The 25,842-nt window shown below is 44.6% G+C and carries 20 protein-coding genes and 2 pseudogenes; 13 read left to right on the top strand and 9 right to left on the bottom strand.

Annotated features, from left to right (window positions below; genetic code table 11):
- Positions 1 to 1,109, bottom strand: a pseudogene (locus AB4589_RS09715) (methyl-accepting chemotaxis protein); the annotation flags it as partial.
- Positions 1,110 to 1,301: 192 nt separating this feature from the next.
- Positions 1,302 to 2,222 (bottom strand): histone deacetylase, encoded by a 921-nt coding sequence (locus tag AB4589_RS09710; protein WP_372100282.1) that lies wholly within the window; start codon positions 2,220 to 2,222, stop codon positions 1,302 to 1,304.
- A 111-nt stretch (positions 2,223 to 2,333) separates the two neighbouring features.
- On the opposite strand from AB4589_RS09710, the gene AB4589_RS09705 reads away from it, so the two are divergent.
- From AB4589_RS09705 to AB4589_RS09695, 3 genes are read left to right on the top strand one after another with little or no spacing between them, the layout of a single operon-like run.
- Positions 2,334 to 2,459, top strand: coding sequence for a hypothetical protein (locus AB4589_RS09705; RefSeq protein ID WP_269146598.1), 126 nt, complete (start codon positions 2,334 to 2,336; stop codon positions 2,457 to 2,459).
- Between the two features lie 25 nt (positions 2,460 to 2,484).
- Positions 2,485 to 3,171 carry an SDR family oxidoreductase gene (locus AB4589_RS09700; protein WP_372100280.1) on the top strand — a complete coding sequence of 229 codons (687 nt, stop codon included), beginning with the start codon at positions 2,485 to 2,487 and terminating at the stop codon, positions 3,169 to 3,171.
- Positions 3,172 to 3,178: 7 nt separating this feature from the next.
- Positions 3,179 to 4,180: a DUF3080 domain-containing protein gene (locus AB4589_RS09695; protein WP_372100278.1), complete on the top strand. Its 1,002-nt coding sequence runs from the start codon at positions 3,179 to 3,181 to the stop codon at positions 4,178 to 4,180.
- A 39-nt stretch (positions 4,181 to 4,219) separates the two neighbouring features.
- Here the strand turns inward: AB4589_RS09695 and AB4589_RS09690 are convergent, their stop codons facing one another.
- The 3 genes from AB4589_RS09690 to AB4589_RS09680 all read right to left on the bottom strand — a co-directional run bounded on the left by AB4589_RS09690 (position 4,220) and on the right by AB4589_RS09680 (position 9,124).
- Positions 4,220 to 6,193 (bottom strand): DNA topoisomerase III, encoded by a 1,974-nt coding sequence (locus tag AB4589_RS09690; protein ID WP_372100276.1) that lies wholly within the window; start codon positions 6,191 to 6,193, stop codon positions 4,220 to 4,222.
- 127 nt (positions 6,194 to 6,320) lie between these two features.
- On the bottom strand, positions 6,321 to 6,869 hold the full coding sequence (locus tag AB4589_RS09685) for an NAD(P)H nitroreductase (protein WP_012603510.1): 549 nt from the start codon (positions 6,867 to 6,869) through the stop codon (positions 6,321 to 6,323).
- 245 nt (positions 6,870 to 7,114) lie between these two features.
- Positions 7,115 to 9,124, bottom strand: a complete 2,010-nt coding sequence (locus AB4589_RS09680; protein WP_029224084.1) for an NADPH-dependent 2,4-dienoyl-CoA reductase — start codon at positions 9,122 to 9,124, stop codon at positions 7,115 to 7,117.
- A gap of 279 nt (positions 9,125 to 9,403) precedes the next feature.
- On the opposite strand from AB4589_RS09680, the gene sppA reads away from it, so the two are divergent.
- Together sppA and ansA are read left to right on the top strand one after the other, a co-directional pair.
- Positions 9,404 to 11,254, top strand: a complete 1,851-nt coding sequence (gene sppA, locus AB4589_RS09675) for a signal peptide peptidase SppA (RefSeq protein ID WP_372100275.1) — start codon at positions 9,404 to 9,406, stop codon at positions 11,252 to 11,254.
- Positions 11,255 to 11,372: 118 nt separating this feature from the next.
- Positions 11,373 to 12,389 (top strand): asparaginase, encoded by a 1,017-nt coding sequence (gene ansA / locus AB4589_RS09670; RefSeq protein ID WP_012603507.1) that lies wholly within the window; start codon positions 11,373 to 11,375, stop codon positions 12,387 to 12,389.
- A 148-nt stretch (positions 12,390 to 12,537) separates the two neighbouring features.
- On the opposite strand, the gene AB4589_RS09665 is transcribed toward ansA, so the two are convergent.
- Positions 12,538 to 12,819, bottom strand: coding sequence for a YeaC family protein (locus AB4589_RS09665; protein WP_009848655.1), 282 nt, complete (start codon positions 12,817 to 12,819; stop codon positions 12,538 to 12,540).
- 113 nt (positions 12,820 to 12,932) lie between these two features.
- Here AB4589_RS09665 and AB4589_RS09660 point away from each other — a divergent pair, with 113 nt between their 5' ends.
- On the top strand, positions 12,933 to 13,739 hold the full coding sequence (locus AB4589_RS09660) for a DUF2989 domain-containing protein (RefSeq protein WP_372100273.1): 807 nt from the start codon (positions 12,933 to 12,935) through the stop codon (positions 13,737 to 13,739).
- 179 nt (positions 13,740 to 13,918) lie between these two features.
- Here AB4589_RS09660 and msrB read toward each other — a convergent pair whose 3' ends face one another.
- The gene (gene msrB / locus AB4589_RS09655; protein WP_009848657.1) at positions 13,919 to 14,317 is read right to left on the bottom strand and encodes a peptide-methionine (R)-S-oxide reductase MsrB; all 399 of its coding nucleotides are present in this window, start codon (positions 14,315 to 14,317) and stop codon (positions 13,919 to 13,921) included.
- Positions 14,318 to 14,675: 358 nt separating this feature from the next.
- On the opposite strand from msrB, the gene gap reads away from it, so the two are divergent.
- The 7 genes from gap to AB4589_RS09620 all read left to right on the top strand — a co-directional run bounded on the left by gap (position 14,676) and on the right by AB4589_RS09620 (position 23,828).
- Entirely contained in the window at positions 14,676 to 15,671 is a 996-nt protein-coding gene (gene gap / locus AB4589_RS09650) for a type I glyceraldehyde-3-phosphate dehydrogenase (RefSeq protein ID WP_009848658.1), read from the top strand.
- 242 nt (positions 15,672 to 15,913) lie between these two features.
- A complete protein-coding gene (locus tag AB4589_RS09645) occupies positions 15,914 to 16,798 on the top strand; it encodes a D-hexose-6-phosphate mutarotase (protein ID WP_371701352.1) in 885 nt (294 codons plus the stop codon).
- 313 nt (positions 16,799 to 17,111) lie between these two features.
- On the top strand, positions 17,112 to 19,148 hold the full coding sequence (locus AB4589_RS09640) for a methyl-accepting chemotaxis protein (RefSeq protein ID WP_372100271.1): 2,037 nt from the start codon (positions 17,112 to 17,114) through the stop codon (positions 19,146 to 19,148).
- Positions 19,149 to 19,340: 192 nt separating this feature from the next.
- The gene (gene rlmA / locus AB4589_RS09635; RefSeq protein ID WP_371701356.1) at positions 19,341 to 20,156 is read left to right on the top strand and encodes a 23S rRNA (guanine(745)-N(1))-methyltransferase; all 816 of its coding nucleotides are present in this window, start codon (positions 19,341 to 19,343) and stop codon (positions 20,154 to 20,156) included.
- Between the two features lie 75 nt (positions 20,157 to 20,231).
- Entirely contained in the window at positions 20,232 to 21,185 is a 954-nt protein-coding gene (locus AB4589_RS09630; RefSeq protein WP_372100268.1) for a ChaN family lipoprotein, read from the top strand.
- A 274-nt stretch (positions 21,186 to 21,459) separates the two neighbouring features.
- Positions 21,460 to 21,813 carry a hypothetical protein gene (locus tag AB4589_RS09625; protein WP_048611520.1) on the top strand — a complete coding sequence of 118 codons (354 nt, stop codon included), beginning with the start codon at positions 21,460 to 21,462 and terminating at the stop codon, positions 21,811 to 21,813.
- Between the two features lie 128 nt (positions 21,814 to 21,941).
- Positions 21,942 to 23,828, top strand: a complete 1,887-nt coding sequence (locus AB4589_RS09620; RefSeq protein WP_372100266.1) for a BCCT family transporter — start codon at positions 21,942 to 21,944, stop codon at positions 23,826 to 23,828.
- 333 nt (positions 23,829 to 24,161) lie between these two features.
- Here the strand turns inward: AB4589_RS09620 and AB4589_RS09615 are convergent, their stop codons facing one another.
- Entirely contained in the window at positions 24,162 to 25,406 is a 1,245-nt protein-coding gene (locus AB4589_RS09615) for a DUF2264 domain-containing protein (RefSeq protein WP_372100264.1), read from the bottom strand.
- 278 nt (positions 25,407 to 25,684) lie between these two features.
- Positions 25,685 to 25,842 (bottom strand): annotated as a pseudogene (locus AB4589_RS09610) (IS630 family transposase); the annotation flags it as partial.

Genomic DNA, 25,842 nt, shown 5'->3' with positions numbered 1-25,842 from the left:
GACTGGAGCAGATCAAACATAATGCCAATGTGCATAAAAGGTGTGAGTGTATAAAGGTTGGCAAACAATAATGGAACAAATAGAGGCAGTAGCATGCAGCTGATGAAGTGTTTAGATAAGGTATAACTTAGGCTTCGGTCTCTGTAGACCTCTTCTAAATCGGACTCACACATCATGCCAAAGGTATCTGGTGAACCATCCAATTGAAAGGTGATACCTTTGCCAATAACGGGTATGTGGCGATAGTCGGAATACCCGGGATAATCTATAAACAGGTTACTGCCATTTTTAATGGTTTCTCTTACGCCTGGGTGAAGCTGGTTGGTGGCTGGGTCCGTAAAGCGAATCTCAAATTCGGTGTGCTGCTGGATCTTAACCGTTCCCCAATCAGTATGAATCCCTTGCTTTAAGTTCTCGCCGTGTGAAAAGGTATTATCTTCAAAGCGAGAACGAGAGAGCGCAACCCCCGGCTGAGTATGAGGATCATGAATGGAGTCGACCATAAAGATATAGTTATCACCCGACTCGCTATAAATATGCCCCGCTTCTCTTTGAATAATGTCACCAATAACATCATTAGGAACACGACCACATAGGAATTGCTGGGCACCTTCATCCCGAGAAAAGGGGACATAAAACATCAGCGTTACTTGATCATGAAACGATGAACTCGACGCCCCTACGTTAAACGTGCGTTGATCCATATACGGCCCATGAAGATAACGCTTTGAAGCCCCTTCAACTAAAGCCTTCTTGTCTCCAAGAGTAACCCCAATATGTTCATGATAACTCGATGCTTGTGCGACCCCCTTGGCATCGACGATCGCCAACTCAGAAAAATCCGTACTGCGTTTAAGAAGGCTAGCTAACGTCCCCTGAGCTTGTTCTTCCGTTCGACTTGCTAAATAAACCGCAGAGTCTTCTAAAAAATCCCATTGATTCTTGACCCAATTATGCAGAAGTTGAACTCGCGTGTGAGCAATACTTTCAAAAGCTTGTTCAAGCTCCTCCGTCCTACTTCGATTGAGGAAACAAGCTCTGCGCATAGCCAGTTTTCCTGTTGCGCCAAACCAATTAAGCCAACTACGTTCCTTGTCCGTCAGGTTCATTTTTATCCCTTGTGTTTTTATAGACACATGGGTAAAGCAATTTACAGACCACAATTAATCACACAAATACGTAACTAATTAATAAAAAAGTACTTTATATGAATCATAATGGTGCAAGCGTGTCTTTTATGGTGCAAGAGACCTTATTTCACACCATCATTTCAATGAGCTATCAGTCGCCAATTTGAGAGGTTAACCGTAAACATGATAAGCCGCTTTTAACAGCTGCATGTGAATCGGCACCAAATCTTGATGTTGAGTTCGATATCCACCACCGACTACGCATGCCATCGGAATAGACTCTGATTTCGCTAATTCAATCATGAAACAGTCGCGTTCAAATATCCCTTTTGTCGAAACATTCAAATAACCCAGTTCATCGTCTTGATGGATGTCGATCCCCGCGTCATAAATAATCAGATCAGGTTGGTGATGCGCAATCGCCAACTTGGTGACTTGTTCAAAACAACGTAAGAACTCTTCATCTTCTGTTTCACGACTTAATGGCACATCTAAATCAGATAACGGTTTACGCGCAGGGAAGTTCTTATCGCAGTGGAATGACAAAGTAATAATCTCATCGCTCTCTTGGCAAAGTGTCGCTGTACCATCGCCATGGTGAACATCACTGTCGACGATCAGCACTTTATCTATATGCTCAAAGGTTAATGCGTGCTTGGCCGACAAGACCAGATCATTCAACAAACAGAAGCCACTGCCAAAATCTCGGTGCGCATGATGATAGCCACCGCTGAGATGAATCGCTAAACCACTCTCGATGGCCATTTCAGCGGCCAAGCAGGTTCCACCACTTGAATAGAGTGTCCTTTCTATAAGCTGTTCACTCCACGGAAAGCCGATACGTCTCATTTTTGCTGCTGGCAAATTTCCAGAAACTAGCAAATCGACATATTCACCATCGTGTACCTGCTTTACTTGTTCTACCGAAACAGGCATTGGCTGGAACATTTCGAATGCATTACCCCATTTTGGATCGCTATCCATGTGGTGCTTCACAGCACTGTGCAACAGTTGATATTTATTGATTGGATAACGATGCCCTTCTGGTAAAGGCAACTGAGAATAAATTGGATGGTAAATTAAAGGAGTCATAGATCGGGCGTATTACGTATCAATCTCAAAATCATAACAGTCTCAGACTTGGCGACAACCTTAATTAATGATAATAGTTATCATTACTTTCATTTAATTCCAGAGACAACAATGAAAAACGTAATACTCATCTGTGGTGTGATCTGTGGCTCGATGGCTGCAGTAATGATTTTTGTAGGAATGCTAATGGCCAGTTGGTGGACCGTTGATTTTCTCGTGTTAAGCCATCAAACTTAACTAATTGAACTGAAAAGGAATCACCATGAGCGTTATTTTTATCACTGGTGCGAACCGAGGTATTGGTCTAAGCCTCGCCCGACACTACGTCAATGATTGCCACACCGTTTATGCCACTTATCGCGATGCTTCCACAGCACAAGAGTTACTTGCTCTAGCAAACGAAAACAACAACCTTTCGTGCATACAGCTCGACATCACGGACTATCAATCGGTCAATGAACTTCCTTCAAAACTTGAATCCATCGATATTCTCATCAACAACGCTGGCTACTATGGCCCGAAAGGTTACGGGTTAGGCAATACCGATGTAGAAGAGTGGCGTCGCGTTTTCGAAATCAACACCATCGCTCCTCTTAAACTCGTTGAATCCTTGCTGCCTCTGCTAACAAAGAGCTCAATAAAAAAGATCGCCTGTCTTTCATCTAGAGTGGGTAGCATGTCTGAAAACACATCAGGCGGAGGCTACATCTATCGTTCCTCTAAAGCGGCTCTTAACTCCGTTGTGAAGAGTTTAAGCAACGACTTGACCGATAATGGCTTTACGGTATTAGCTCTGCATCCAGGCTGGGTACAGACCGAAATGGGCGGACCTAATGCTCTTATTGATACAGAGACTTCGGCTCAAGGCCTTGTGACTGTAATAGAGTCATCGAATACTGAAGTGAGTGGTCACTTCTTTAATTTCGATGGTAGCGAAATAGACTGGTAGCCGTCACATGGGTCGTCGCGCTATCTCAAGCTCAATCGTACGTTCAACACTTTTGTGTCTAACAATGGTGCTAGCTGGATGTTTCGATAACAGCCCACAGAACTATTTCGACGACTATCAGGCCAATATAGCCAACGTGCAAGATGCTGACGAGATACAGGAAGACTGGGAGCTCGACAGCTTACCGAGAAAACGAGAACTGTTTATTGAAGTTCCTTCGCTCTCTATCGGGCTTATCGACAGCTATCAACTTCGACAATGCGGATTATTCAACCTGATTGCAGAAAGAAACTCTGTACTTGGAAAAGTCGCCGACGAGTTCAGAAATTACGATTATCAAGTCGCTTTACTGGAAGGTATTGGTCAATGTTTATCTAATAACGAATTAGATCCTGAGATTGTAGAATTACTCAGAGAAATCGAGCAGCAGAAGCTCGCACAATTTCCACTGCACCAATGGAATCTCATTTATGCCAGTGAAGCGATGCAGTCTCAAATGCGTGGAAGTCAGTGGTTGCGTGCTGATATCGGCGAACAAGTCCGACAGACAAGGGACGCCCTAGAGCATATAAACCGAGCGTTAAACACACCGCTCGTTTCCGGCAAGACTACTGAAGTTCAAGAAGGATTAGAGAAGAGTTCGACGCTTGGGGATTTGTACTACTCACTATCTCGTGCCTCTGTTGAGCTTGATACCATTACCAAACAACTCTCAACTTTTGACGCCAACATAATTTGTGGTGAGCAGCGAGACACGACTAAGTTTCGTTACCTTAACAATGTGTTCGAACAGCAATACATTGACAAGATTCAGCCTTACATGGCGCAATTGGATGGCTACTATCAGCAGCTAGCCCCGCAACTTGCTATGTTTGACGCACAGCCTGAGCTACACAGTTATTACTTTCCCATCAAAGAAGCGCATCAAGCCTTTCGATCATCCACTCGCCGCCATGTGGACTATTGGCAGCAGCTGTTTAAGCGCTGCGGACGCAAGGTCGGACGTTAATTCCATTTTGGCAAAGAATCAGCCATTTACTCTCAGTTCCTAGCTTTTAGCGCCTTTCTTAGCATAGGTACCTTTCTTGGCATAAGACTTCGCACCACCGCCTTTACGACGTTTAAAAGCAGGCCTTTCGACTTTAGGAAGATGACGCAGAGATTCAGGAACTTCACCTGTTTTTACCTTGCCCATCAAGCCATCAATCTTGCTTTCTAGTTCTTGCATGAAGGGTTGATACGCTTGGTTTCGTTCAGCCATACCTTGCAACTGATGCTCCCAGTGAGCGGTCATATCGGGAAAGGTCGAGTCCTCAGGTAAGGCATTAATCAATCCTCTTCCCGCCGGGCTACTGTGAATGCTTTTACCCTGTCGCGTTAACAGTTGTCTCTTGAACAGAGTATCGAGAATCCCCGCACGGGTTGCTTCTGTGCCGAGGCCATCAGTCTCTTTCAAGATAGCTTTGAGGTCTTTATTTGCCACAAAGCGTGCAATACCGGTCATCGCTTGTAACAAGGTCGCTTCGGTAAAGTGTTTTGGTGGCTCGGTTTTCTTATCGCCAATCACGCCTTCACGACAGGTGAGCACAGTCCCTTTATCTAGCGGTGGAACAGTGTCAGTACCATCACCTTTATCTTCGGTGTCCGTTTTGCCCATCAACACTTTCCAGCCTGGGTTGATAAGCTGACGCCCTTTCGCGATGAACACACCACCAGCGATATCAAAAACCAACTTAGCATCCGCAAAAACAGCCGGTGGGTAGAACTGCATCAGATATTGGCGGGCAATTTGCTGATAGATTTTCATCTCATTAGCAGATAGGCCATTCACCGCTGATTTCTTCGGCGTTGGGATTATCGCGTGGTGAGCATCGACCTTACTGTCGTTCCATGCTTTGGATTTAAGAGAAAGATCCGCGCCTTGCGCACCACTTTGCAGCTCTTTCGCATTATTGGCGATAGCATCGACTACCGACTCTCGTTGCGAATAATGATCTTTAGGTAGATAGCGGCTATCAGAACGTGGGTAAGTGATGAGTTTGTGTTTCTCATACAATGACTGACAAGTGTCGAGTACCTGTTGAGCGCTCATACCAAAACGCTTAGACGCATCAATCTGCAGAGCTGACAGCGAATAAGGGAGTGGTGCCGCTTGTTTGCTTTGCTTTTGCTCTGATTCCGTCACCGTTGCAGGCTGATTAGCAATTCGGTTAGCGACATTCTCAACCAGCTTTCGATTGAGTACGCGGCCTTCTTCATCTTGCCAAGGTTTACATGCTTCGCTTGGTTTCCAACGTGCTCGAATATCAAAGCTCTGGCCGTTGTTTTGATAAGGGATCAGCGCATGCAGAGTAAAATAATCTTTCGGAATGAAGTTTTCGATCTCTTCATCACGCCTTACGACCAAACCAAGTACTGGCGTTTGCACTCGCCCTACCGACAACACGCCTTGGTAACCCGCCTTTTGACCAAGCAAGGTGTAAGCTCGGGTCATGTTCATGCCATACAGCCAATCGGCTCTAGAGCGCGCCAATGCAGAAATAGACAGTGGAATAAAATCTCGGTTACTGCGCATCTGTGAGAGCGCACGCTTCACCGCTGGTAAGTTCAAATCGCTGATCAGCAGCCTGTCCATCGACTCTTTCTTGGCCTTAGACACCTTGCAGTAATCGATCACTTCATCAACCAGCAACTGCCCTTCTCTATCCGGGTCTCCCGCATGGACAATTTGGGTCGCGTCCTTCAATAGCTTTCGGATCACCGTAAGCTGTTTGCTGGAAGTCTTGCGTGGTCTTAGCTGCCATTGCTCTGGCACAATAGGGAGATCGGCTAGGTTCCACTTCTTATAACGGTCGTCATAAGCGTCCGGCTCAACTTGCTCCAATAAGTGTCCAATACACCAAGTCACCACATCCCCATTGCCACATTTGATAAACCCTTGGTCTTTCTTCTGTGGATTAGGCAATGCAGCGGCGATCGCACGGCCGAGGCTTGGTTTTTCAGCAATAATAAGACGAGACATGTTTTTCCAGATGCTACAAACAATTAGGGCCACATTATCTAATGTGGCCCTAATAAATCAAGGAAAACTGGTTGTTTATACAGTTAACATTCAACAATTCGTTGTATAGCTATTTTCCTGACGAGATCTATAAGAACTCGACGAACTTTGAGAAGTCACGCTCTGGTACTTTCATTGGCGTACAGCCCGGAGTACCTAGGTATAGGAAGCCAACAATTTCATCGTCGCCTTCTAGGCCGAAAGCTTGGTGCACTTCAGGGTGGAACATCCATTTACCTGAACGCCAAAAACCTTGGAAACCTTGAGCGACGGCTGCCATTTGCATTGCTTGCGCAGCACAACCCGCAGAAAGGTGTTGTTCGAATGCTGGCACTTTTTCGTGCTCAGTTACCTTTGCGATGATAGTGATCACCATTGGAGCTCGAAACGGCGCTTTTTTTACTTTCTCGATAACCGCTTCTTCGCTTTTATCCGCTTCGGCAGCACGAACCAAGATGTCTGAGAGTTTCTGTAGCCCTGAACCTTGTGCGATAACAAAGCGCCATGGTGTCAGTGCGCCATGGTCTGGAGCTCGTAAACCCGCTTTGATGATGTTTTCTAACGCTACACCTTCAGGTGCCGGATCAGAGAGTTTTGCGATAGAGCGTCTGTTGAGCAATAGATCCAAAGCATCCATTTGAAGTCCTTACTAATTTTTATTGTTTGTATAGTTGAACTGTAGCACAGAATACAAACGATAATAAATCTCAACGGCTGTCCAATTGACACAATAGTTCAAACAACACTGGAAACAATAAAGGCTCCTAAATCTATGACTTAGGAGCCTTATTTATCTGTCTAGTCCAAGCTTAGTTACCCGTCTAGTTCAGCTTATTGAACTTTCTGACTCAAACTTATCAAACGAGAACATTCTGTTTGTTGTTAGAGCTTAATCGCCAGCTCAACACCTTGTCGAATCGCACGCACGGCATCCAGTTCACCTGCGTAATCGGCACCGCCTATCACGTGTAGTTTGCCACCAAACTCTTGCCACATGTCTTCGAATGGACGAACTGAAACCTGACCCGCACACACGATAACGGAATCGGCATCGAGTACCTGATCTTTCTTACCAACGCTGATATGTAGACCTTGGTCGTCAATCTTGTTGTAGCTCACGCCACCAAGTAAGTTCACACCACGTTTTTCTAATGTGCGTTTATGAATCCAACCTGTAGTCTTACCCGGGCCTTTACCGACACGCCCCGCTTTACGCTGCATCACCCAAACCGTTTTATCACTGAACGAATCAGGGTAAGGATAAAGTCCACCTGGGTGCTCCATATTCTTATCAATGCCCCACTCATGCAGCCAGTCGTCCAAGCTATGAGAAGTCGGCTCTGTCAGCATAGTTGCCACATCAATACCAATACCACCGGCACCAACAATCGCGACTTTTTCGCCTACTGGTGTCTTTTCACGAATCAAGGTTTGGTAGTCGACTACGTTTTCTTGATCTATCCCTTCAATATCAAGCTTTCTGGGTTCAACACCAGCAGCCATCACGACTTCATCGTACTTCAACAACATCTCAAACGTCGCTTCAGTATCCAGTTTTAAGTTCACGCCTGATGCATCTATTTGGTTAGCAAAGTAACGAATCGTTTCTCTGAACTCTTCTTTACCCGGAATCTGCATTGCCAATCTAAATTGTCCACCGATGCGGTCATTTTTCTCTATCAGATCAACCTTATGCCCACGCTGTGCCAACGTTGTTGCACAAGCTAAACCTGCTGGCCCAGCACCGACGACGGCAATGGTTTTGGTTGCTTGAGCGGGTTGCACAACAATTTCAGTTTCGTAACAAGCGCGAGGGTTCACCAAGCAGCTCGCTCGTTTGCCTTTGAATACGTTATCAAGACACGCTTGGTTACAACCGATACAGGTGTTAATGAACTGCGCTTGGTCTTGAGCGGCTTTATTAACAAAGTCAGGGTCAGCCAAGAATGGACGAGCCATTGATACCATGTCGGCCTGTCCTGAACTGAGGATACGTTCGGCCTCTTCTGGCGTGTTGATTCGGTTACACGTCACCACTGGGATCGACACGTATGGTTTTACTTTTTCCGTCACCCAAGAGAATGCCCCTCTTGGAACTTGTGTCGCAATAGTTGGGACACGAGCTTCATGCCAACCAATACCGGTATTAATAATGGTCACGCCCGCTTCTTCTAGCTTCTGAGCCAGAAGTACAACATCTTCGAATGTGCTGCCTTGCTCAACCAAATCCAGCATCGATAAACGGAAAATAATGATGAAATCTTTACCCACCGCTTCGCGAATCGATTTAACGATCTCTAGCGGGAAACGCATACGCTTCTCATAAGAACCGCCCCATTCGTCATAACGCATGTTGGTACGTTTACAGATAAATTGGTTAATCAAGTAACCTTCGGAGCCCATGATCTCTATGCCGTCATAGCCAGCAACCTGAGCTAGCTCTGCACTGTTGGCAAAAGCACCGATGGTCTTTTTAATTTGACGAGGGCTCATCTCACTCGGTGCAAACTTAGCGATTGGCGCTTTGATGCCCGAAGCACTTTGCGCGAATGGGTGCATGGCATAGCGGCCAGCATGTAGCAACTGAAGGGCAATTTTACCTCCATGCTTATGCACGGCCTCGGTAACAACTTGGTGAGCTTTAGCGTGCTTAACTTTACTGAACTCAGCACTAAATGGGGTCAATCTGCCACGTAAATTAGGAGAGAAACCACCGGTAACAATAAGGCCAACGCCTCCTTTTGCTCGCTCTTCATAAAACGCGGCAAGCTTGTGGAGGCCTTCTTTATTTTCTTCTAAACCCGTGTGCATTGATCCCATCAATACACGGTTACGTAACTGAGTAAATCCAAGATCGAGTGGTTCGAGTAAATGTGGGTACATGGCAGACATCACTTCTATTATTATATCCTTGTGGTCAGACCACAATATAACTCAATCACCAAAAGTTCAAACAACCGTTTACATTTTTGTAACACCGATCATAATGCAGGACGTATTAATCGTTCAGAAACCCCTAATATGACTACACTTAATGAGAATATATATCGATTAGCAATTCTTGGTGTAGTTTGAGCTAGGGAATTATCGTAGGATATCAAGCAGTTCATATTATTGAGATTAATGGTACTACAGCTTGTTAAAGCGACGTGATCTCACTGCGGAGACAGAATGAAAAAAATATTCAAATTTATAGGCATGATCTTTAAAGGGATTTGGAAGCTCATCACGTTTGTGCGTCTTGCGCTGGTTAACCTTTTCTTTTTACTCAGTATCGCCATCATCTACTTTGTATACTTCCACTCAGACACAACTCAACCCACTGTTCCACAGGAATCGGCTTTAGTACTTAACCTGTCTGGCCCTATCGTGGAGCAAAGTCGCTATATCAATCCGATGGATTCGGTCACGGGTTCACTGCTTGGCAAAGACCTTCCAAAAGAAAATGTCCTGTTTGATATTGTTGAAACGATTCGCTACGCCAAAGACGATGACAAGGTAACTGGTATCGTTTTAGCACTCAAAGAACTGCCAGAAACCAATCTGACCAAGCTTCGCTACATTGCTAAAGCGCTCAACGAGTTCAAAGCAACTGGCAAACCAATTTATGCGGTGGGTGACTTTTACAACCAAAGCCAATACTACCTAGCCAGCTACGCAACTAAAGTCTTCCTATCACCAGATGGTGGGGTTCTTCTTAAAGGCTACAGTGCTTACTCGCTATTCTACAAAACGTTATTAGAGAAGCTTGACGTAAATACACATGTATTCCGCGTCGGTACTTATAAGTCTGCAATCGAACCTTTCATTCGCGACGATATGTCAGACGCAGCGAAAGAGTCAGCTTCTCGTTGGTTAGGTCAACTGTGGGGAGCATACGTTGATGACGTAAGCAACAACCGCCAGATCGATGCTAAAACCTTGAACCCAAGCATGGACTCTTTCTTAAAAGACCTTGAGTCGGTTGATGGCGATATAGCAAAACTGGCAGAGAAGCTTGGTTTAGTTGACGAACTGGCAACTCGCCAACAAGTTCGTCTAGAGCTCGCAGACGTCTTCGGCAGTGACGGTCAAGACAGCTATAACGCGTTGGGGTACTACGAGTACCGTACAACTATGCTTCCGGACCTAACAAGTGAATCGCACGATGTCGCTGTAATTGTTGCTAGCGGCGCAATTATGGATGGCAAACAGCCACGTGGCACCGTTGGTGGTGATACCACGGCCGCACTACTTCGCCAAGCGCGCAACGACGACAAAGTAAAAGCGGTTGTACTTCGTGTAGACAGCCCAGGTGGTAGCGCGTTTGCTTCAGAAGTTATCCGCAATGAAATAGAAGCGATCAAGCAAGCAGGTAAACCTGTTGTGGTTTCTATGTCTAGCCTTGCCGCTTCGGGTGGTTATTGGATCTCGATGGGCGCAGACAAGATTTTGGCTCAACCAACCACACTAACAGGCTCGATCGGTATCTTCAGTGTTATCACGACCTTTGAGAAAGGCTTGAACGATATTGGTGTTTACACTGATGGCGTTGGTACGTCGCCTTTCTCTGGCCTTGGTGTTACAACAGGGCTTAGCGACGGCGCGAAAGATGCGTTCCAAATGGGCATTGAAAACGGTTACCGCCGATTCATCAGCCTAGTTGGAGAAAACCGTGGCATGGAAGTCGATGCTGTCGACAAGATTGCTCAAGGCCGAGTATGGACAGGCCAAGATGCAATCGAGAAAGGTCTAGTCGATGAAATTGGTGATTTTGATGATGCGATTACAGCTGCGGCTTCACTTGCAGAGCTTGAAACCTACAACATTTACTGGGTAGAAGAGCATCTTTCAGCCACTGAACTATTTATTCAAGAATTTATGAACCAAGTTCAGATGTCGATAGGCCTTGATATTCAGTCAATGATTCCAAGCAGTTTACAGCCTGTTACTCAACAGTTAGCTCAAGATAGCCAACTGTTAGGTAACTTTAACGACCCACAAGGTCGATATGCTTTTTGCTTAAACTGCCAAGTTCAATAAGATAAGCTCAACGCTTTGTTATCAAGAGGCGCCTCTGTGTGAGGCGCCTCTTTTTATTGCATGATAATTCGCTATAATCGCCCCCCTGTTCCCTATATCACACTAAGTATTAATCGCCATGGAAAGAAAACACATCTATATCGCGTATACCGGCGGCACAATTGGCATGCAGAAGTCTTTGGACCACGGCTATGTCCCAGTCGCAGGTTTTATGGATAAGCAGCTAGCTGGCATGCCTGAATTCCATCGCCCAGAAATGCCTGAGTACACCATTCATGAATACTCTCCATTAATGGACTCTTCAGATATGACGCCACTTGATTGGCAGACTATCGCTGATGATATTCGCGCGAACTACGATAAGTACGATGGTTTCGTTATCCTGCACGGTACAGACACTATGGCTTACACCGCCTCAGCTCTGTCATTCATGTTAGAAAACCTCGGCAAACCTGTGATTGTTACGGGCTCTCAGATCCCATTAGCAGAATTACGTTCAGACGGACAAGCAAACCTGCTTAATGCTCTGCACATTGCAGCGAACTATCCGATCAACGAAGTGACACTGTTCTTCAACAACAAGTTGATGCGCGGTAACCGCAGTACAAAATCACACGCTGATGGCTTCAATGCGTTTACCTCTCCAAACCTAACTCCATTGCTAGAAGCGGGTATCAATATCCAGATCAGCAATAACGTTAAGGTAAACGAACAACCTGAAGGTGCTTTCAAGGTTCATAACATTACTCCGCAACCCATCGGTGTAATTACAATGTACCCAGGAATCTCGCATGAGGTGATTCGCAACACGCTACTACAGCCTGTAAATGCAATGATTCTGCTTACTTTTGGTGTTGGTAACGCACCGCAAAATCAAGAACTACTTCAACACTTAAAAGATGCCTCAGAACGAGGTGTGATTGTGGTGAACCTAACTCAGTGTTTGGCAGGTAAAGTCAACATGGGTGGTTACGCGACGGGTTGTGCACTAGCAGAATCGGGCGTTATCAGTGGTTACGATATGACACCAGAAGCAGCACTGGCGAAATTACATTATCTATTGAGCCAAGATTTAAGCTACGAAGAAGTGAAGGCTCAAATGCAACAAGTGTTACGCGGTGAGATGAGCTTATAAGCCTATCCTGCGATTCGTTTAGCCGAGGGCTTACCTTTAATCAAGCCCCTCACGTAAACCTGAACTAAATCGTATTATTGTTTATAAATAAACAGCTTAACAGTCAAAAAGGGGTGGCACAGTGCCACCCCTTTGTTGTAATTTAAGCCTAATGATTAGGATTAACTCTAACAATATCTTCTTGGTCGGACTTAAACTGCTTCTTTAGTTCAGACTTTGATTTAAAGCTAATTTCTCCGCCGGCTGCAATTGTCATATGTTGAGCTTCAGAGTTATGTTTCGATTGATACAACATAACCGCCTGCATACACGAGTCGCGCTGCTCTTTAGAGAGCGCCGTTCCTTCTGGCCATTTCCCCGTTTCAACTGCATAGTTTAAACGTTCGTAGACCTCGGGGGTCATTGCGCTAAGAAGTTGTTCTGCATCCATGGTAAGGCCTTAGTTTTAACAATTTTCACCAGAAAATAACCCGTATCAGAATTGAGTCAAGAACCTGACTGAAAATAAGTGTATTTGATCACAAGTGAAGGAATATGAAAATTATGAAATGGTTGGTACTAAGCCTATTGCCTTTCACTCTGGTTGGGTGTTTTGACGGGAACAAAAATACCGCTCAATTGTGCGAAAGCAACCCGTGGCTTCAGTGTGAAAAGTTAAATATGAACGACGGACAGTGCCGTGTCGCACGTACCGACCTCGTCTGGCATCGATTTGAAGCAAAAGAAAACCCCAGCGATACCAATAAGATTAAAGAATTCGAATTAGTCTCTGCTTACAAAAAGTGTCTAGAGCTTGCTGCACAGATCGAAACGATTGATCAATCCAAACTTCAAGAACGTCGCTTCATCTCCTTAATGAATAGTATCGAAGAGTCTGAACGTATTGTTAACGAACTCTCGCGATCAAATACCCCGGAAACGCTTTATTTTATGTGGTCACAAACTGGGGATACCAACGCAAGACGCAGTTTCCTGCAATTAGAAGGGACAGAAGCATTAAACACAGCAGAGATGCAATATGCGCTAGCCACTTTTTATACTACCCGTGACCATGAAAAGACGCTTAAGCTACTCAACAATGCGTTAACGCTTTCTAATGGTTCGAAGGTCAACACCGAGATCTTCAAATCGATGGCGAGTATCAACCACAGCCTTGGGCATATGGAAAAGGCGTACGTGTGGGCCATGGTAGCGAAAGAGTTTGATGTACCTATTGCTTCGGAAGCAGAACTTACCGTGTTGTACCGTTTCGATGAGTCAACATACGAACAACTGAATCAAGACGCGGACAATATAGTAGAAGCTATTGAAGATGAGGTTTACAGCTCTTCAATCGTCCCTCGTTACTGATCGCACTGTTCCCGTTTTCTAGTCCAAACGTTCTATTCACGAGCTTTCAAAAAAACAGCTACCATGATGGTAGCTGTTTTCGTTTGTGCTAGAAATAACTCTGAAATACTGAGCTACTGGGCAGTTCAGTACCACTCAATCAACAAATACGCCTGTAAGGATTAGACAATTGTGACAAGTTATTTGGTAGTTTCGTCATTTTTGTTGAAAATTAACGACACAGAATTAACACAGAACCGTTCACCGGTTGTCTTCGGACCATCAGGAAAAACGTGACCTAAATGGCTATCACAAGCGGTACAACGGATCTCTACACGCTTCATTCCGTGACTTAGATCTTCTATATAGCGTACTGCTTCATCATTCACTGGGGCATCAAAGCTTGGCCAACCGCACCCTGAATCATATTTGTTATCCGACAGAAACAAAGGGCTTTCACAGCATGTGCAGCTATAGACACCCGTCTTATGGTTGTGCAGTAACTTACCGCTATATGGGGCTTCGGTACCACGTTGACGACACACAGAAAATTCATCGTCCGTTAGGCGTTCACGCCAGTATTCATCAGGCTTTATCATATTTCCTCCCTTTTGAATCACGTTAATATCTCTCCACATTATCAGTTATTATATTTACTTTTTTCTATAAAGGCTTGCATATGAGTCGTTTTGTAGCACATACTTTCTCACCAGGAAACATTGTACATATACACTCATAAGTGAATCATCATTTAGAGGTATTTTACCCAACTGGAAGGGTACAGAGCCACTCGCAATGGTCAATTTTCAACCACTTACACCCAATTGTTAAGAAAAGCGTCGCTTTTTTTTGACATTAAACAAGTTAAGTCGGATTATCTATTGCAGATGTATACTGGATTCTGTAATTTTACTACCAGTTATCTTTAATCAGAAATTAAGTTGTGGAGCAACTACAATGACTATCAAAGTAGGTATTAACGGTTTTGGCCGTATCGGCCGTTTCGTATTCCGCGCAGCTCAAGAGCGTGCAGACATCGAAGTAGTAGGTATTAACGATCTAATCGACGTAGAGTACATGGCATACATGCTTAAGTACGACTCAACTCACGGCCGTTTCAACGGTACTGTTGAAGTTGAAGGCGGTAACCTAATCGTTAACGGTAAAACTGTACGTGTTACAGCTGAGCGTAACCCAGAAGACCTTAAGTGGGATGCTATCGAAGTAGACGTAGTTGCTGAAGCAACTGGTCTTTTCCTAACTGACGAGACTGCACGTAAGCACATCACTGCTGGCGCTAAGAAAGTAGTTCTTACTGGTCCTTCTAAAGATGCAACTCCAATGTTCGTAATGGGCGTTAACCAAGCATCTTACGCTGGTCAAGACATCGTTTCTAACGCTTCTTGTACTACTAACTGTCTTGCACCTATCGCTAAAGTACTTAACGATAAGTGGGGCATTGAGTCTGGTCTTATGACTACAGTTCACGCTACTACAGCAACTCAAAAAACTGTAGATGGCCCTTCTGCTAAAGACTGGCGCGGTGGCCGTGGTGCTTCTCAAAACATCATCCCATCTTCAACTGGTGCTGCTAAAGCTGTAGGCGTTGTTCTTCCAGAACTAAACGGCCTTCTAACTGGTATGGCTTTCCGTGTACCAACTGCTAACGTATCTGTAGTTGACCTAACTGTTAACCTAAAAGAAGCTGCATCTTACGAAGAAATTTGTGCTGCAATGAAAGAAGCTTCTGAAGGCGAAATGGCTGGCGTTCTTGGTTACACTGAAGACCAAGTAGTATCACAAGATTTCATCGGTGAAGTTCAAACTTCAGTATTCGATGCTAAAGCTGGTGTTGCTCTAACTGACAAATTCGTTAAAGTTGTATCTTGGTACGACAACGAAATCGGTTACTCAAACAAAGTTCTAGACCTAATCGCTCACATCTCTAAGTAATTTCTTTTTAGAAATAGCTTTAGATAAGCATTAGCGAAGACTGTTTTGAGCAGACTTTGAAAAAGGCGACCTTAGTGTCGCCTTTTTAATACCTGCTATCTTTTAAACCGCGTCTGTCTAAGCTCATCAAGATAGCCCACACGTAAAATTCAATTCTAATACTGACTCTGCTTGTTACTCATGAAAAATCAAGCATCACTCTAGTCAGCATTTGAATTCAATTTCCTTAGAAGGATCATGTAATGGATTTATCTACTCTACCTGCACTGTCGGTACTTTCTGACAACGTCACTATCGTTGAGCACGAAGGTGTAAAACTAGTTCGTGTTATCCACGATAAAGCAAACGCAGCGATTTCGTTGTTTGGTGGTCATGTCGTGTCATTCCAACCGCAAGGTCAAGAAGACCTAATTTGGATGAGCCAACAAGCTAAATTCGATGGCAAAACGGCTCTGCGTGGTGGTATTCCAGTATGTTGGCCTTGGTTTGGTCGCATTGCAGCCCCAGCACATGGTTTTGCACGTTCAAGCGAATGGCAATTGGTTGAGCACCGTGAAAGCGAAGCTGGCGTGATTGTTAGCTTAGGTCTGAAGCCAAGCGAAGAGACGCTAGCAGTATGGCCTCATCAGTTTGATGCACGTTTGAATGTTGAGATCGGCGAGCAGCTAAAAGTAACGCTGGACGTGAAGAACACTGATTCTCAGCCATGGACTTTCTCTGGTGCACTGCACACTTACCTAAACGTTGGCGATATTCACAACACAACCACAACGGGTATGGGTGCTGAGTACATTGATAGCCTACAAGGTGGCAAGATCTGCCAAGGTGGTGCTGAACTGGTACTGACTGACACGATTGACCGCGTTTACACGCAACCAGAAACGCAAATCTTTGTTGCTGACAAAAAGCTGGATCGCACACTAACGGTTGAAAACCACGGTCATAACTCTGCGGTACTTTGGAACCCGTGGGCGGAAGGGGCTGCAAGTATGGGCGACATGCAAGACGACGGTTATCTAACCATGATGTGTGTCGAGTCAACACTGCACGCACCAAGCCTAGAAGCAGGCAAAACGTTACAGCCTAGCGAAAGCCACCAGCTGATTACAGTGATTGCTTCGAAATAAACTTAAAGCTACGCCAGTTAGATACGAAAATGCAGCCCATGAGCTGCATTTTTATTGCCCCTAACCCTCTCTATCTCTATCTCTATTCCCATGACCAGTTTGTAAGTTAACGCAGACAAAGCTTACCTACTCAGATTTAATACATTCCAAATTTCATTTCATATCTCATACGCCATAATTTATAAATATAACTATCAATTCATTAATTCTTATCAATTACTGCCTATGAATAAGTTCTTATGATAGGAGGCTCAATAACAAACTTATCTAAAACCACTTAACAACACCTCAATGAAGACAGGATAATGAATTCATGTTCGAGAAATACAAAAATCAAAGTGTTGGCTTCCAACTTAAGTTGGTCATTTTGCTGTGCTTACTTATCGCCTTTGGCTCTATCGCAACGATCGTGTATCGCAATGCCTCACAAGTATTATTAGACAACACGTTAAGGGAACACCAATCCAAAGTAGAAGCGATGGCCAAAACCATATCTGGCCAATTCGATGCCTACCTGCATACCGCCAAAGTTTTAGAATCCACCTTTCGTAACGGTTACCTAGCAGGTGTTTATGTTGAGAATTACGACGTTGAGTTCAACGGTCATTCCATTCCTAACCTGACTCAATATGGTGAGAGCCTAATCAACGACACTAAACTCGTTGATAGCTTTACTCGCGACACCGGCGCTGTAGCAACCCTATTTGCCCCATTTGGCGATGACTTTATTCGCGTGTCTACTTCTCTTAAAAAACCGTCAGGGGAACGTGTTGTTGCCACAACGTTAGGCAAGGATCATCCTGGCTATAACAAACTCAAAAATGGCGAAGCTTATTACGCGCAAGTGAAGCTCTTCGGCCAACGCTACATTACCTACTACGCGCCTTTAACGAATGCACAAGGCAAAGTTAACGGTGTCTCTTTCATTGGTCTACCCGTAGAAGAGGCGACACAAAACCTGTTCGAGTCATTGCGTTCTGTCTCATGGGGCTATACTGGCTATACCATCATCGTTGACAATGAAGAAGAGCATCAAGGCCAGTACTTACTGCACCCTACTAATGCTGGAGGTGATAAATCTATTGTGGATGTTGCCGACTACGACGGTAACAAACCTTTCTATCAGCTCTTTGAGCAGCCATCCGGCTTGATTCTCTACCCTTTTGAGTATCAAGGAACAGTGGGCGAAAAATACCTCGTCTATACCGAAGTCCCGGGGTGGAATTGGAAACTACTTGGCGGCACATTTATTAATGAAGTCACTAAAAGCAGCGACGAACTGCTGAAACTTATCGCGATAATCGCGACCTTGATTGCCGCCGCTACCATCGTCGTATTAACGCTCGTATTGAACCGTACGTTGACGCCGTTAACGACTTTAAACGAATACATGATGCGCTTAGGAAAAGGCGAAGTCAGCTTACATATTCCAAACAACGGCAAACAGACTAAGAATGAAATCAGCAACCTAAATACCGGCGTTGCGAATATGGCTGCTCAATTGAATACACTCGTTGGAGAAATTCGTACGACCAGTGATCAAGTACAAAACAGCTCTAGCAGTGTGTCACAGGATGCTAGCCACAATCTGAGCCAATCTGACCGCCAGCAAGCACAGGTTGAGCAAGTCGTTACCGCTATTGAAGAGATGGCTACCTCGGCAGAATCTGTAGCGCAGCAAGTGAATAGCATTGCTGAAAATGTTCGCCTTGCAAATGAAGACAGCCAGAAAGGTTTAGAAGTCGTTGAAGGTGTGTGTATTGATGTTGCCCAGCTAAATGATCAATTAGACAAATCAGCATCGGCCATCGAGCAAGTGAGTTCTGATAGCGAAAGCATTCAAACCGTCACCAAGATGATTGATGACATCGCAGAACAAACCAACTTACTTGCGTTGAACGCTGCAATAGAAGCAGCGCGAGCGGGGGATCAGGGTCGTGGTTTTGCCGTGGTCGCTGACGAAGTAAGAACATTGGCTCATCGTACACAAACGTCAGTACAAGACGTAGTGAGCATCATCGAGAAGTTGAAATCTTCCACTAACAATGCCGTGAACCTGATGACCCAAAGCCAATCGAATGCCAACCAAGTACTTGATAAAGCGCAAGAAGCAGGCACCGCACTAGAGTCGATTGCTTCTCAAGTTGAATCTATTGCTTCTCAAGCTGAAACCATTGCTGCGACATCAGAAGAGCAAGCTCAGGTTTCTCAAGAGATAGCAGCGAACGCGCATGCGATCAGCGACTTGAACCAACAAAGCCGTGAAACCAGCGCTAAGACCTCACACAGTGCTGATGAACTTCAGAAACAAGCGGAATCGTTGAAGAATCAAGTTAACTTCTTTAGCTAAAAGCTGAGTTCTCTGTTTTATCAGCGACTCGCTCATAACTAATAGAGCCAACCATTCGTTGGCTCTATCTCTTCACTGACTGGTTCTATCTACTCTCGGATTGCCGTTAACCAACACAGCTGCGTTTATTCTAGCGCCCCACTATGCTTCCTGTTAAAATTTTGGACTTGAAATTTCTACCTCGAGTTCGCAATGACTTACCAATGCCCTTTGTGTCACCAACCTTTATCTCAAAACGATCGTACGTTTAAGTGTGAAAAGAACCATCAGTTCGACCTAGCGAAAGAAGGCTATGTCAATTTGATGCCTGCGCACCACAAACGCTCAAAAGATCCAGGTGACAACAAAGAGATGATGCAGGCACGTCGTCGTTTCCTTGAAGGTAACCACTATGACCCAATGCGCCATGCGGTGGTGACATTGTGTTCTCGCTATCTACCAGCTGAGGCACCTAGCCTATTGGATATTGGTTGTGGCGAAGGGTATTACACCAACGAAATTGCTGTGAATCTTCAAGAAAAGAATGGTGCGACTTTTGGCCTAGACATTTCTAAGATTGCTATCAAATACGCCGCTAAACGCTACCCTGCTGTCGACTTCTCAGTTGCATCAAGTCATCGCCTACCCTTTGCTGAAAGCAGCTTAGACGGCATTCTACGCATTTATGCGCCTTGCAAGGCTGAAGAGTTACAACGCACCATCAAAGATAATGGTGTGGTGATCACCGTGACACCAGCTAGCCGACACCTGTATCAACTGCGTGATGTAATTTATGATGGCGTTCGTTTGCACGATGAAAATCCAGAAGTGATCGAAGGTTTTACGCTTGAGCACCAAGAGCAACTAAACTATATGATGGAACTATCGGGGTCAGATGCATTCGACCTGCTACAGATGACGCCGTTTGCTTGGAAGGCGAGTGAAGAGTTTAAACAACAACTCACCGAGGCAGAGCAATTCAACTGTGAAGCTGACTTTATGCTACGAGTGTACCGCAAACAAATTTAATTGATATTGATTATCGTTTGCATTGAAATCTTATCTTGCCTCCTTTAGTATGCGTGTTCTTCAAGGAGGCATTTCATGCAACGTATTATTCTTATCGGATTAGCTACTCTTCTCACGGCTTGTGCTAGTCAACCTGCAAAAGACACTTCTCAAAAAGTGGCTCAAACGGAATCCGTTTCCACATTCTATGACTACCAGTTCGCTTCTCCACAAGGCGAAACACTTTCTCTCGATGCATTACCCGAGCAGCTGATTGACGCTGATGTGGTACTAATTGGCGAATGGCACACGCATTCTGCCATTCACCGCTTCCAAACCGACTTCTTAAAAGCGCGCCGCAACGCAACATCAAACATTGCGCTTTCAATGGAACAATTCACTCGAGAGCACCAAGCCACACTTGACCAATACTTAAACGGCGAAATTGGCGAACAAATTCTCATGTCTCAAGCGGCAGCTTGGCCAAATTACGAAAGTGATTACCGCGCGTTAGTTGAGTTCGCAAAAGCCAACGACGTCGATGTTATTGCGGCAAATGCACCAAAGCCATTCGCGCAGTGTATTGGCCGTAAAGGATTGCCTTACCTAGACCAATTATCGACCGAGCAACGCCAATGGATTGCTGCCGAAGTGAATACTGGCGATAGCCCTTACAAAGAAAAGTTCATGGCTTCTATGCACCACGGTACGCCAGAGCAAACAGAAAAACAGTTTGCCGCTCAGGTAACCTGGGATGAAACCATGGCTGAGTCGATTGTGGATTACCTAGCATCAAACCCTGATAAACAAGTAATTCATGTGGCTGGCAAGTTCCACACCGAGGGTGGTTTAGGGACGGCGGCATCAATTCTACATCGTAACCCTGATTTGAGAATTGCCATCATCAGTCCAGTTGAAGAAATCTCATCGGATAGCAGTGACTACCAACTAAAAGTGCTTTCTCCACCGGCTCGCTTTGTTAAGAAAGAGAACCGAATGACGGCATACAAGCACCTGTCAAAACGCAGCGCTAGCCTAGAGTGTGAGTAAGGTCTGTTGATCCACTCTTCTAAGCTAAAGAGTCGATGGGCTAATCCTAGATAATTAGCCCATCGTCAAAACTTGATCACGTTCCCATCATTCATCCTAACTCTATCTAAATCAAACATTCTTATCGGCACAAGACTTGCTTAGTAAATAGACGATTTAACCAAGCAGACGAAAATGTAATGTGCGAATAAAAAACATCACTATCGATGATTAATTGCACAAGTTTTTCACACCTCTGCCGATACTATATTTAAGGATAGGTAAGGAGAGCGATATGACGCCAGTAGGAACGAGTAATACTCAGCTGTATTCACCTTCGCAAATGAATGCACAAGCTAAAAGCACTGAAGCTGAAAAGCCTGCGCCGCTTAAGGTTGAGCAAAATACCGTGAAGCTTTCTGATGAAGGCAAAGCCCTATTATCTGCACTTAAAGAAATCGATAAAGAAGCCAAGAAGGTCGAAGCTGAAAACGCGACCGTTACCGATAAGGTTGAGTCATTTGCTCATGGCGCTCTAGGTATGGATCACCCAGATAAGATTGAAGAAGAGGACGATGGTTCTTATTCAGCAGGGCAATACTTATCCGCTGCGGCAACCGTTGGTGGCATCCTACTCGCTTTAATCTAACTTTATCCCCTGTTACTGCACCTTCCTCTCTGCATTAAAGCGATTTGTCGTCACGACAACAGACCCGATTTGGTCTAAAAAACGAGTTCATTCCATAATTCCGCTCTCATTTTAATGGAATAATACTCGTGAAAAACACTTTTGAGCTTATTGATAAGCCTACTTTCTTTGGTGCGATTGCACTCCTACTCACGATAGTTTTCCCGCTCATTTTGTTCCCTGCACAGGGCGCAGACTGGATTGCGGTTGCGAAAACATTCATGACAGACCAACTTGGATTTTTATATCTTGCGCTAGGCCTCGCTGCCTGTGCATTTATGGTTTACGTTGTGTTCAGTGATATGGGACAAATTAAACTGGGCGAAGCTGATGAAGAGCCTGAATTCAAAACAGCATCATGGGCTGCAATGCTATTTTGTGGCGGTATCGGTGCAAGTATCTTGTACTGGGGCTGTATTGAGTGGGCTTACTACTACCAATCACCGCCTTTCCAACTAGAACCTGGCAGTGAAGAAGCGGTTCGTTGGGCTGCAACTTACGGTTTGTTCCACTGGGGACCAATCGCGTGGTCTATCTACCTGATCCCTGCGATTCCTATCGCTTACCTCTTCTATGTACGTAAACAGCCAGTTCTAAAAATTTCTAGCGCGTTAATGCCTGTTCTTGGTGAACACCGCAGTAAAGGCGTACCTGGAAAAATCGTCGATATCCTATTCATTTTCGGTCTACTGGGTGGCGCCGCGACAACACTAGGTTTAGCAGCACCTCTCATCACTGAAGGCCTGAACCACCTATTCGGCTTACCTAAAAATAACCTTACGCAAGCAATGGTACTTTTAGTTTGTACGGCAATTTTTGCTTACTCTTCTTATGCTGGCTTGGAAAAAGGCATCAAGATCCTGAGTAACATCAATTTCTGGGGTGCAATGGGTTTACTGACTTTCGTTCTGATCGCCGGTCCAACAATCTTCATGCTAGAAACAGGCTTAGACTCTATTGGTCGTCTACTGTCTAACTTCTTCGTGATGGCAACGTGGGCTGAACCATTTGGTGGTTACGGTACCTTTGAGAACACGCACTTCCCACAAGACTGGACCATTTTCTACTGGGCATGGTGGCTAGTATTTGCACCAAGTATGGGCCTGTTTGTTGCGCGTATCTCTCGCGGAAGAACCATCAAACAAATGGTGTCAGGTTCAATTTTCTTTGGCTCTCTAGGTTGTTTCTTGTTCTTCATGATCTTAGGTAACTATGGCCTATCACTACAACTTTCTGGTGAACTAGATGTAGTAGCGATTTTGAATGCAGAAGGCGCTACCAAAGCTATCTTCTCGATGCTTGCGCAACTGCCAATGAGTACACTAGTTATCGCGGTATTTACGCTGCTGTGTATTATTTTCACTGCAACGACATTTGACTCAATCTCATACATCCTAGCGTCTGTTGTGCAAAATAACGTGACCGAAGAGCCAATGCGTTGGAACCGTATGTTCTGGGCATTCACACTGTCGTTCTTGCCAACGATTCTGATGTTCTTGGGTGGTCTAAGTACGCTACAAACGGCAGCAATAGTTGGTGGCTTACCGCTACTGGTGATCTCTGTGATGCTGATGATTTCAGCGGTTCGTGCAACGAGCCTCGATCTACGCCATCAAGACGCGTACATCGAGCCAACGATCAATATCGAAGAACTACCAGATATGGACCCTTGGTCTGCAGAAGGTATGGCACTGGCTCAATTTGAGAAAGAAAGAGATGCAGCACAAGAAGCTGCAGAACTTGAGCGTGTTGCTTACACAGAACTTGCCGCAGTGAAGAAAGAAATTCGCGCTTATGTGCTAGAACAAGGTGCACAAATGGAAACTCACGAGTTACCAGAGAACCTACAACAAGCACTTGAGCAGGCCGAGAGTAATCTTAGTGCCGCACAAGCGAAAAAAATCGAGTTATCTGAGCAAGCTCAGAATGCTCGTATCACGTTCAACCAGGTGGTTGCAGACTTACCGCTTGCTTGACATTAGCCATGACGCAGTCCATTGATTTGGACCCTCCTAAATACGACAAAGGCTCACAGAAATGTGAGCCTTTTTTATTCGGGTGATTGACTAATCATCGTTAACTAGCGATTCGGGTGGTTTAATACGTGGTCTTACCATGCACTTAAATCCTAATATATCAATAAGTTAGAAGGATAAACATCGATAAATGGCGGCAAAGTGTCTACACCAACTATACTATGCCTTTACACATATTCAGATCACCCAGTGATGACTATAATCTGACTAAAGGTTCAAACCAGAATAAAAAAACGACTTTCAAAGTCACGACAAATACACTATAGAACGAGGTTATTTTTTCTCTCTAAAGTAGCCATCCCGCATAACATCAGGTTCACCAGCCCAGATCCGTTTTTGAGTCCAAGGCTTAGCCCTACTAGTCCAGAAACTATGTTCTGCCGGCAAGCCCAGAACCAAAAAGCCAAGAGAGTTCATATATACACTGCCTGATGATATATATGGTTCAGCTTGATTTATCTGCTCTCCAATAACGCCTATTTTCAACCAACCCTCTTTATCAAAATTGCTTTTGGGGTAGTCAGAAAAGAAACGTTCCATCACGGCTGATAAGGCAGCACGAACCTGTCCTTCTGGAAGGTCTTTTGGTAATTGCCTCATTAAGGCCATTTGAGCCAGGCTCTGGAAAGCACTAAAACGATAGACAGATGAGCGACCTACAATTGGATAAGTACCTTCTGGTGAAATCATACGTTCCAACACTGCAGCATAGCGTGACGATCTCTGCAGTACCTTTTCGTAATACTTTTTACCCAATGAATGTTCATGTTTCTTAAGTACTGTCAATATATCTATAAGCATGGGTTGAATAACATAAGAGTTATAATAATCACGGTGGAATTCTGGGCCATCAGAATAAAAGCCATCTCCCACATACCATTCCATATGCTTTACAACACCAAACTCTATCCGGGCTACCTGAGCTTCCCCCGTAACTTCGAGTAAGAACGTCTCTACCATTGCTCCAAATAGCAGCCAGTTACTATAAGACGTATCTACAATGTTATTAACCTTACGCATTGCGACAATGACATTCTGCTTATCTTGCTCAGGCAAACGCTGCCATAGTTGTTTTGGTGCACGCAGGAATGCCTGGGCTAGATAGGCCGAATCTACCAGTGGCTGCTTATCAAAATCAAAATTCATATAATCAGGTGATTGAGGGTTTACAGCATTACTAACTGCCTTATGTGCAAGAAGAATATATTTTTCCCTTAGCTTGCCTTCTTCGGTATCGTCAGGCCCTAGTTCTAGCCATGGTGCCATACCTGCCATCAGACGGCCAAATGCCTCTAGTGGAGCAAACTTGCTTCGAACGCCATAACCTTTCTTAAACGGTCCCTGTATATTTGGTATAGACTTTTTGAGAGTTTCTTCACTAAGAGAAACTAAAACGGGATCGGCCATTCGATTTAAGTTCTCAATCCACCGTTCTCGGCCCACATCCGCGCTCGCAGCATGACTGACAGATGTTAATAAACACCCTATAAGAAACATTTTTATGTAAAAATTTAACATAGTTTTATCTAATCTAATTAACCCAAAATATTAAGAATTAAAGAGCCGAAGTTGTCGGCTCTTTAATTGCTTTCTCTTTTTTCATTGTACAGTATCACATTACACAAAGGCTAACCCGTGCTAGGCAAGATTGCCAGAAAAAACCATGTAACTTCGAATGCTAAACCCATTGTCGAAACAGTGAGCTATTCACAAGCGGTTAGCCCTCACCCCTGCCAGGGTCTGTTAGGGTGGTTTAAAACGCTCAACAATTAACTTTAAAAGTTAATTATACCCGTTCAACTTGAAAATGCAGGCTTCAACATCTGAAAATTATCCGTAATTCTGGATACAAGTGAGCCTGCAATTTTTGGTAGCGTCACATTAAAAAACTTTTTGATAGCAGAGGTGAATGCTGCTTTTGAGGGGGAAGTAAGTGTTATTCCTCACATGCTCA

The organism is Vibrio sp. 10N.222.49.A3 (assembly GCF_041475145.1).
Taxonomy (GTDB): Bacteria; Pseudomonadota; Gammaproteobacteria; order Enterobacterales; family Vibrionaceae; genus Vibrio; species Vibrio tasmaniensis_A.
The sequence above is the reverse complement of the archived record's forward strand: the minus strand, read 5'-3'. Positions and strand labels throughout refer to the sequence as shown.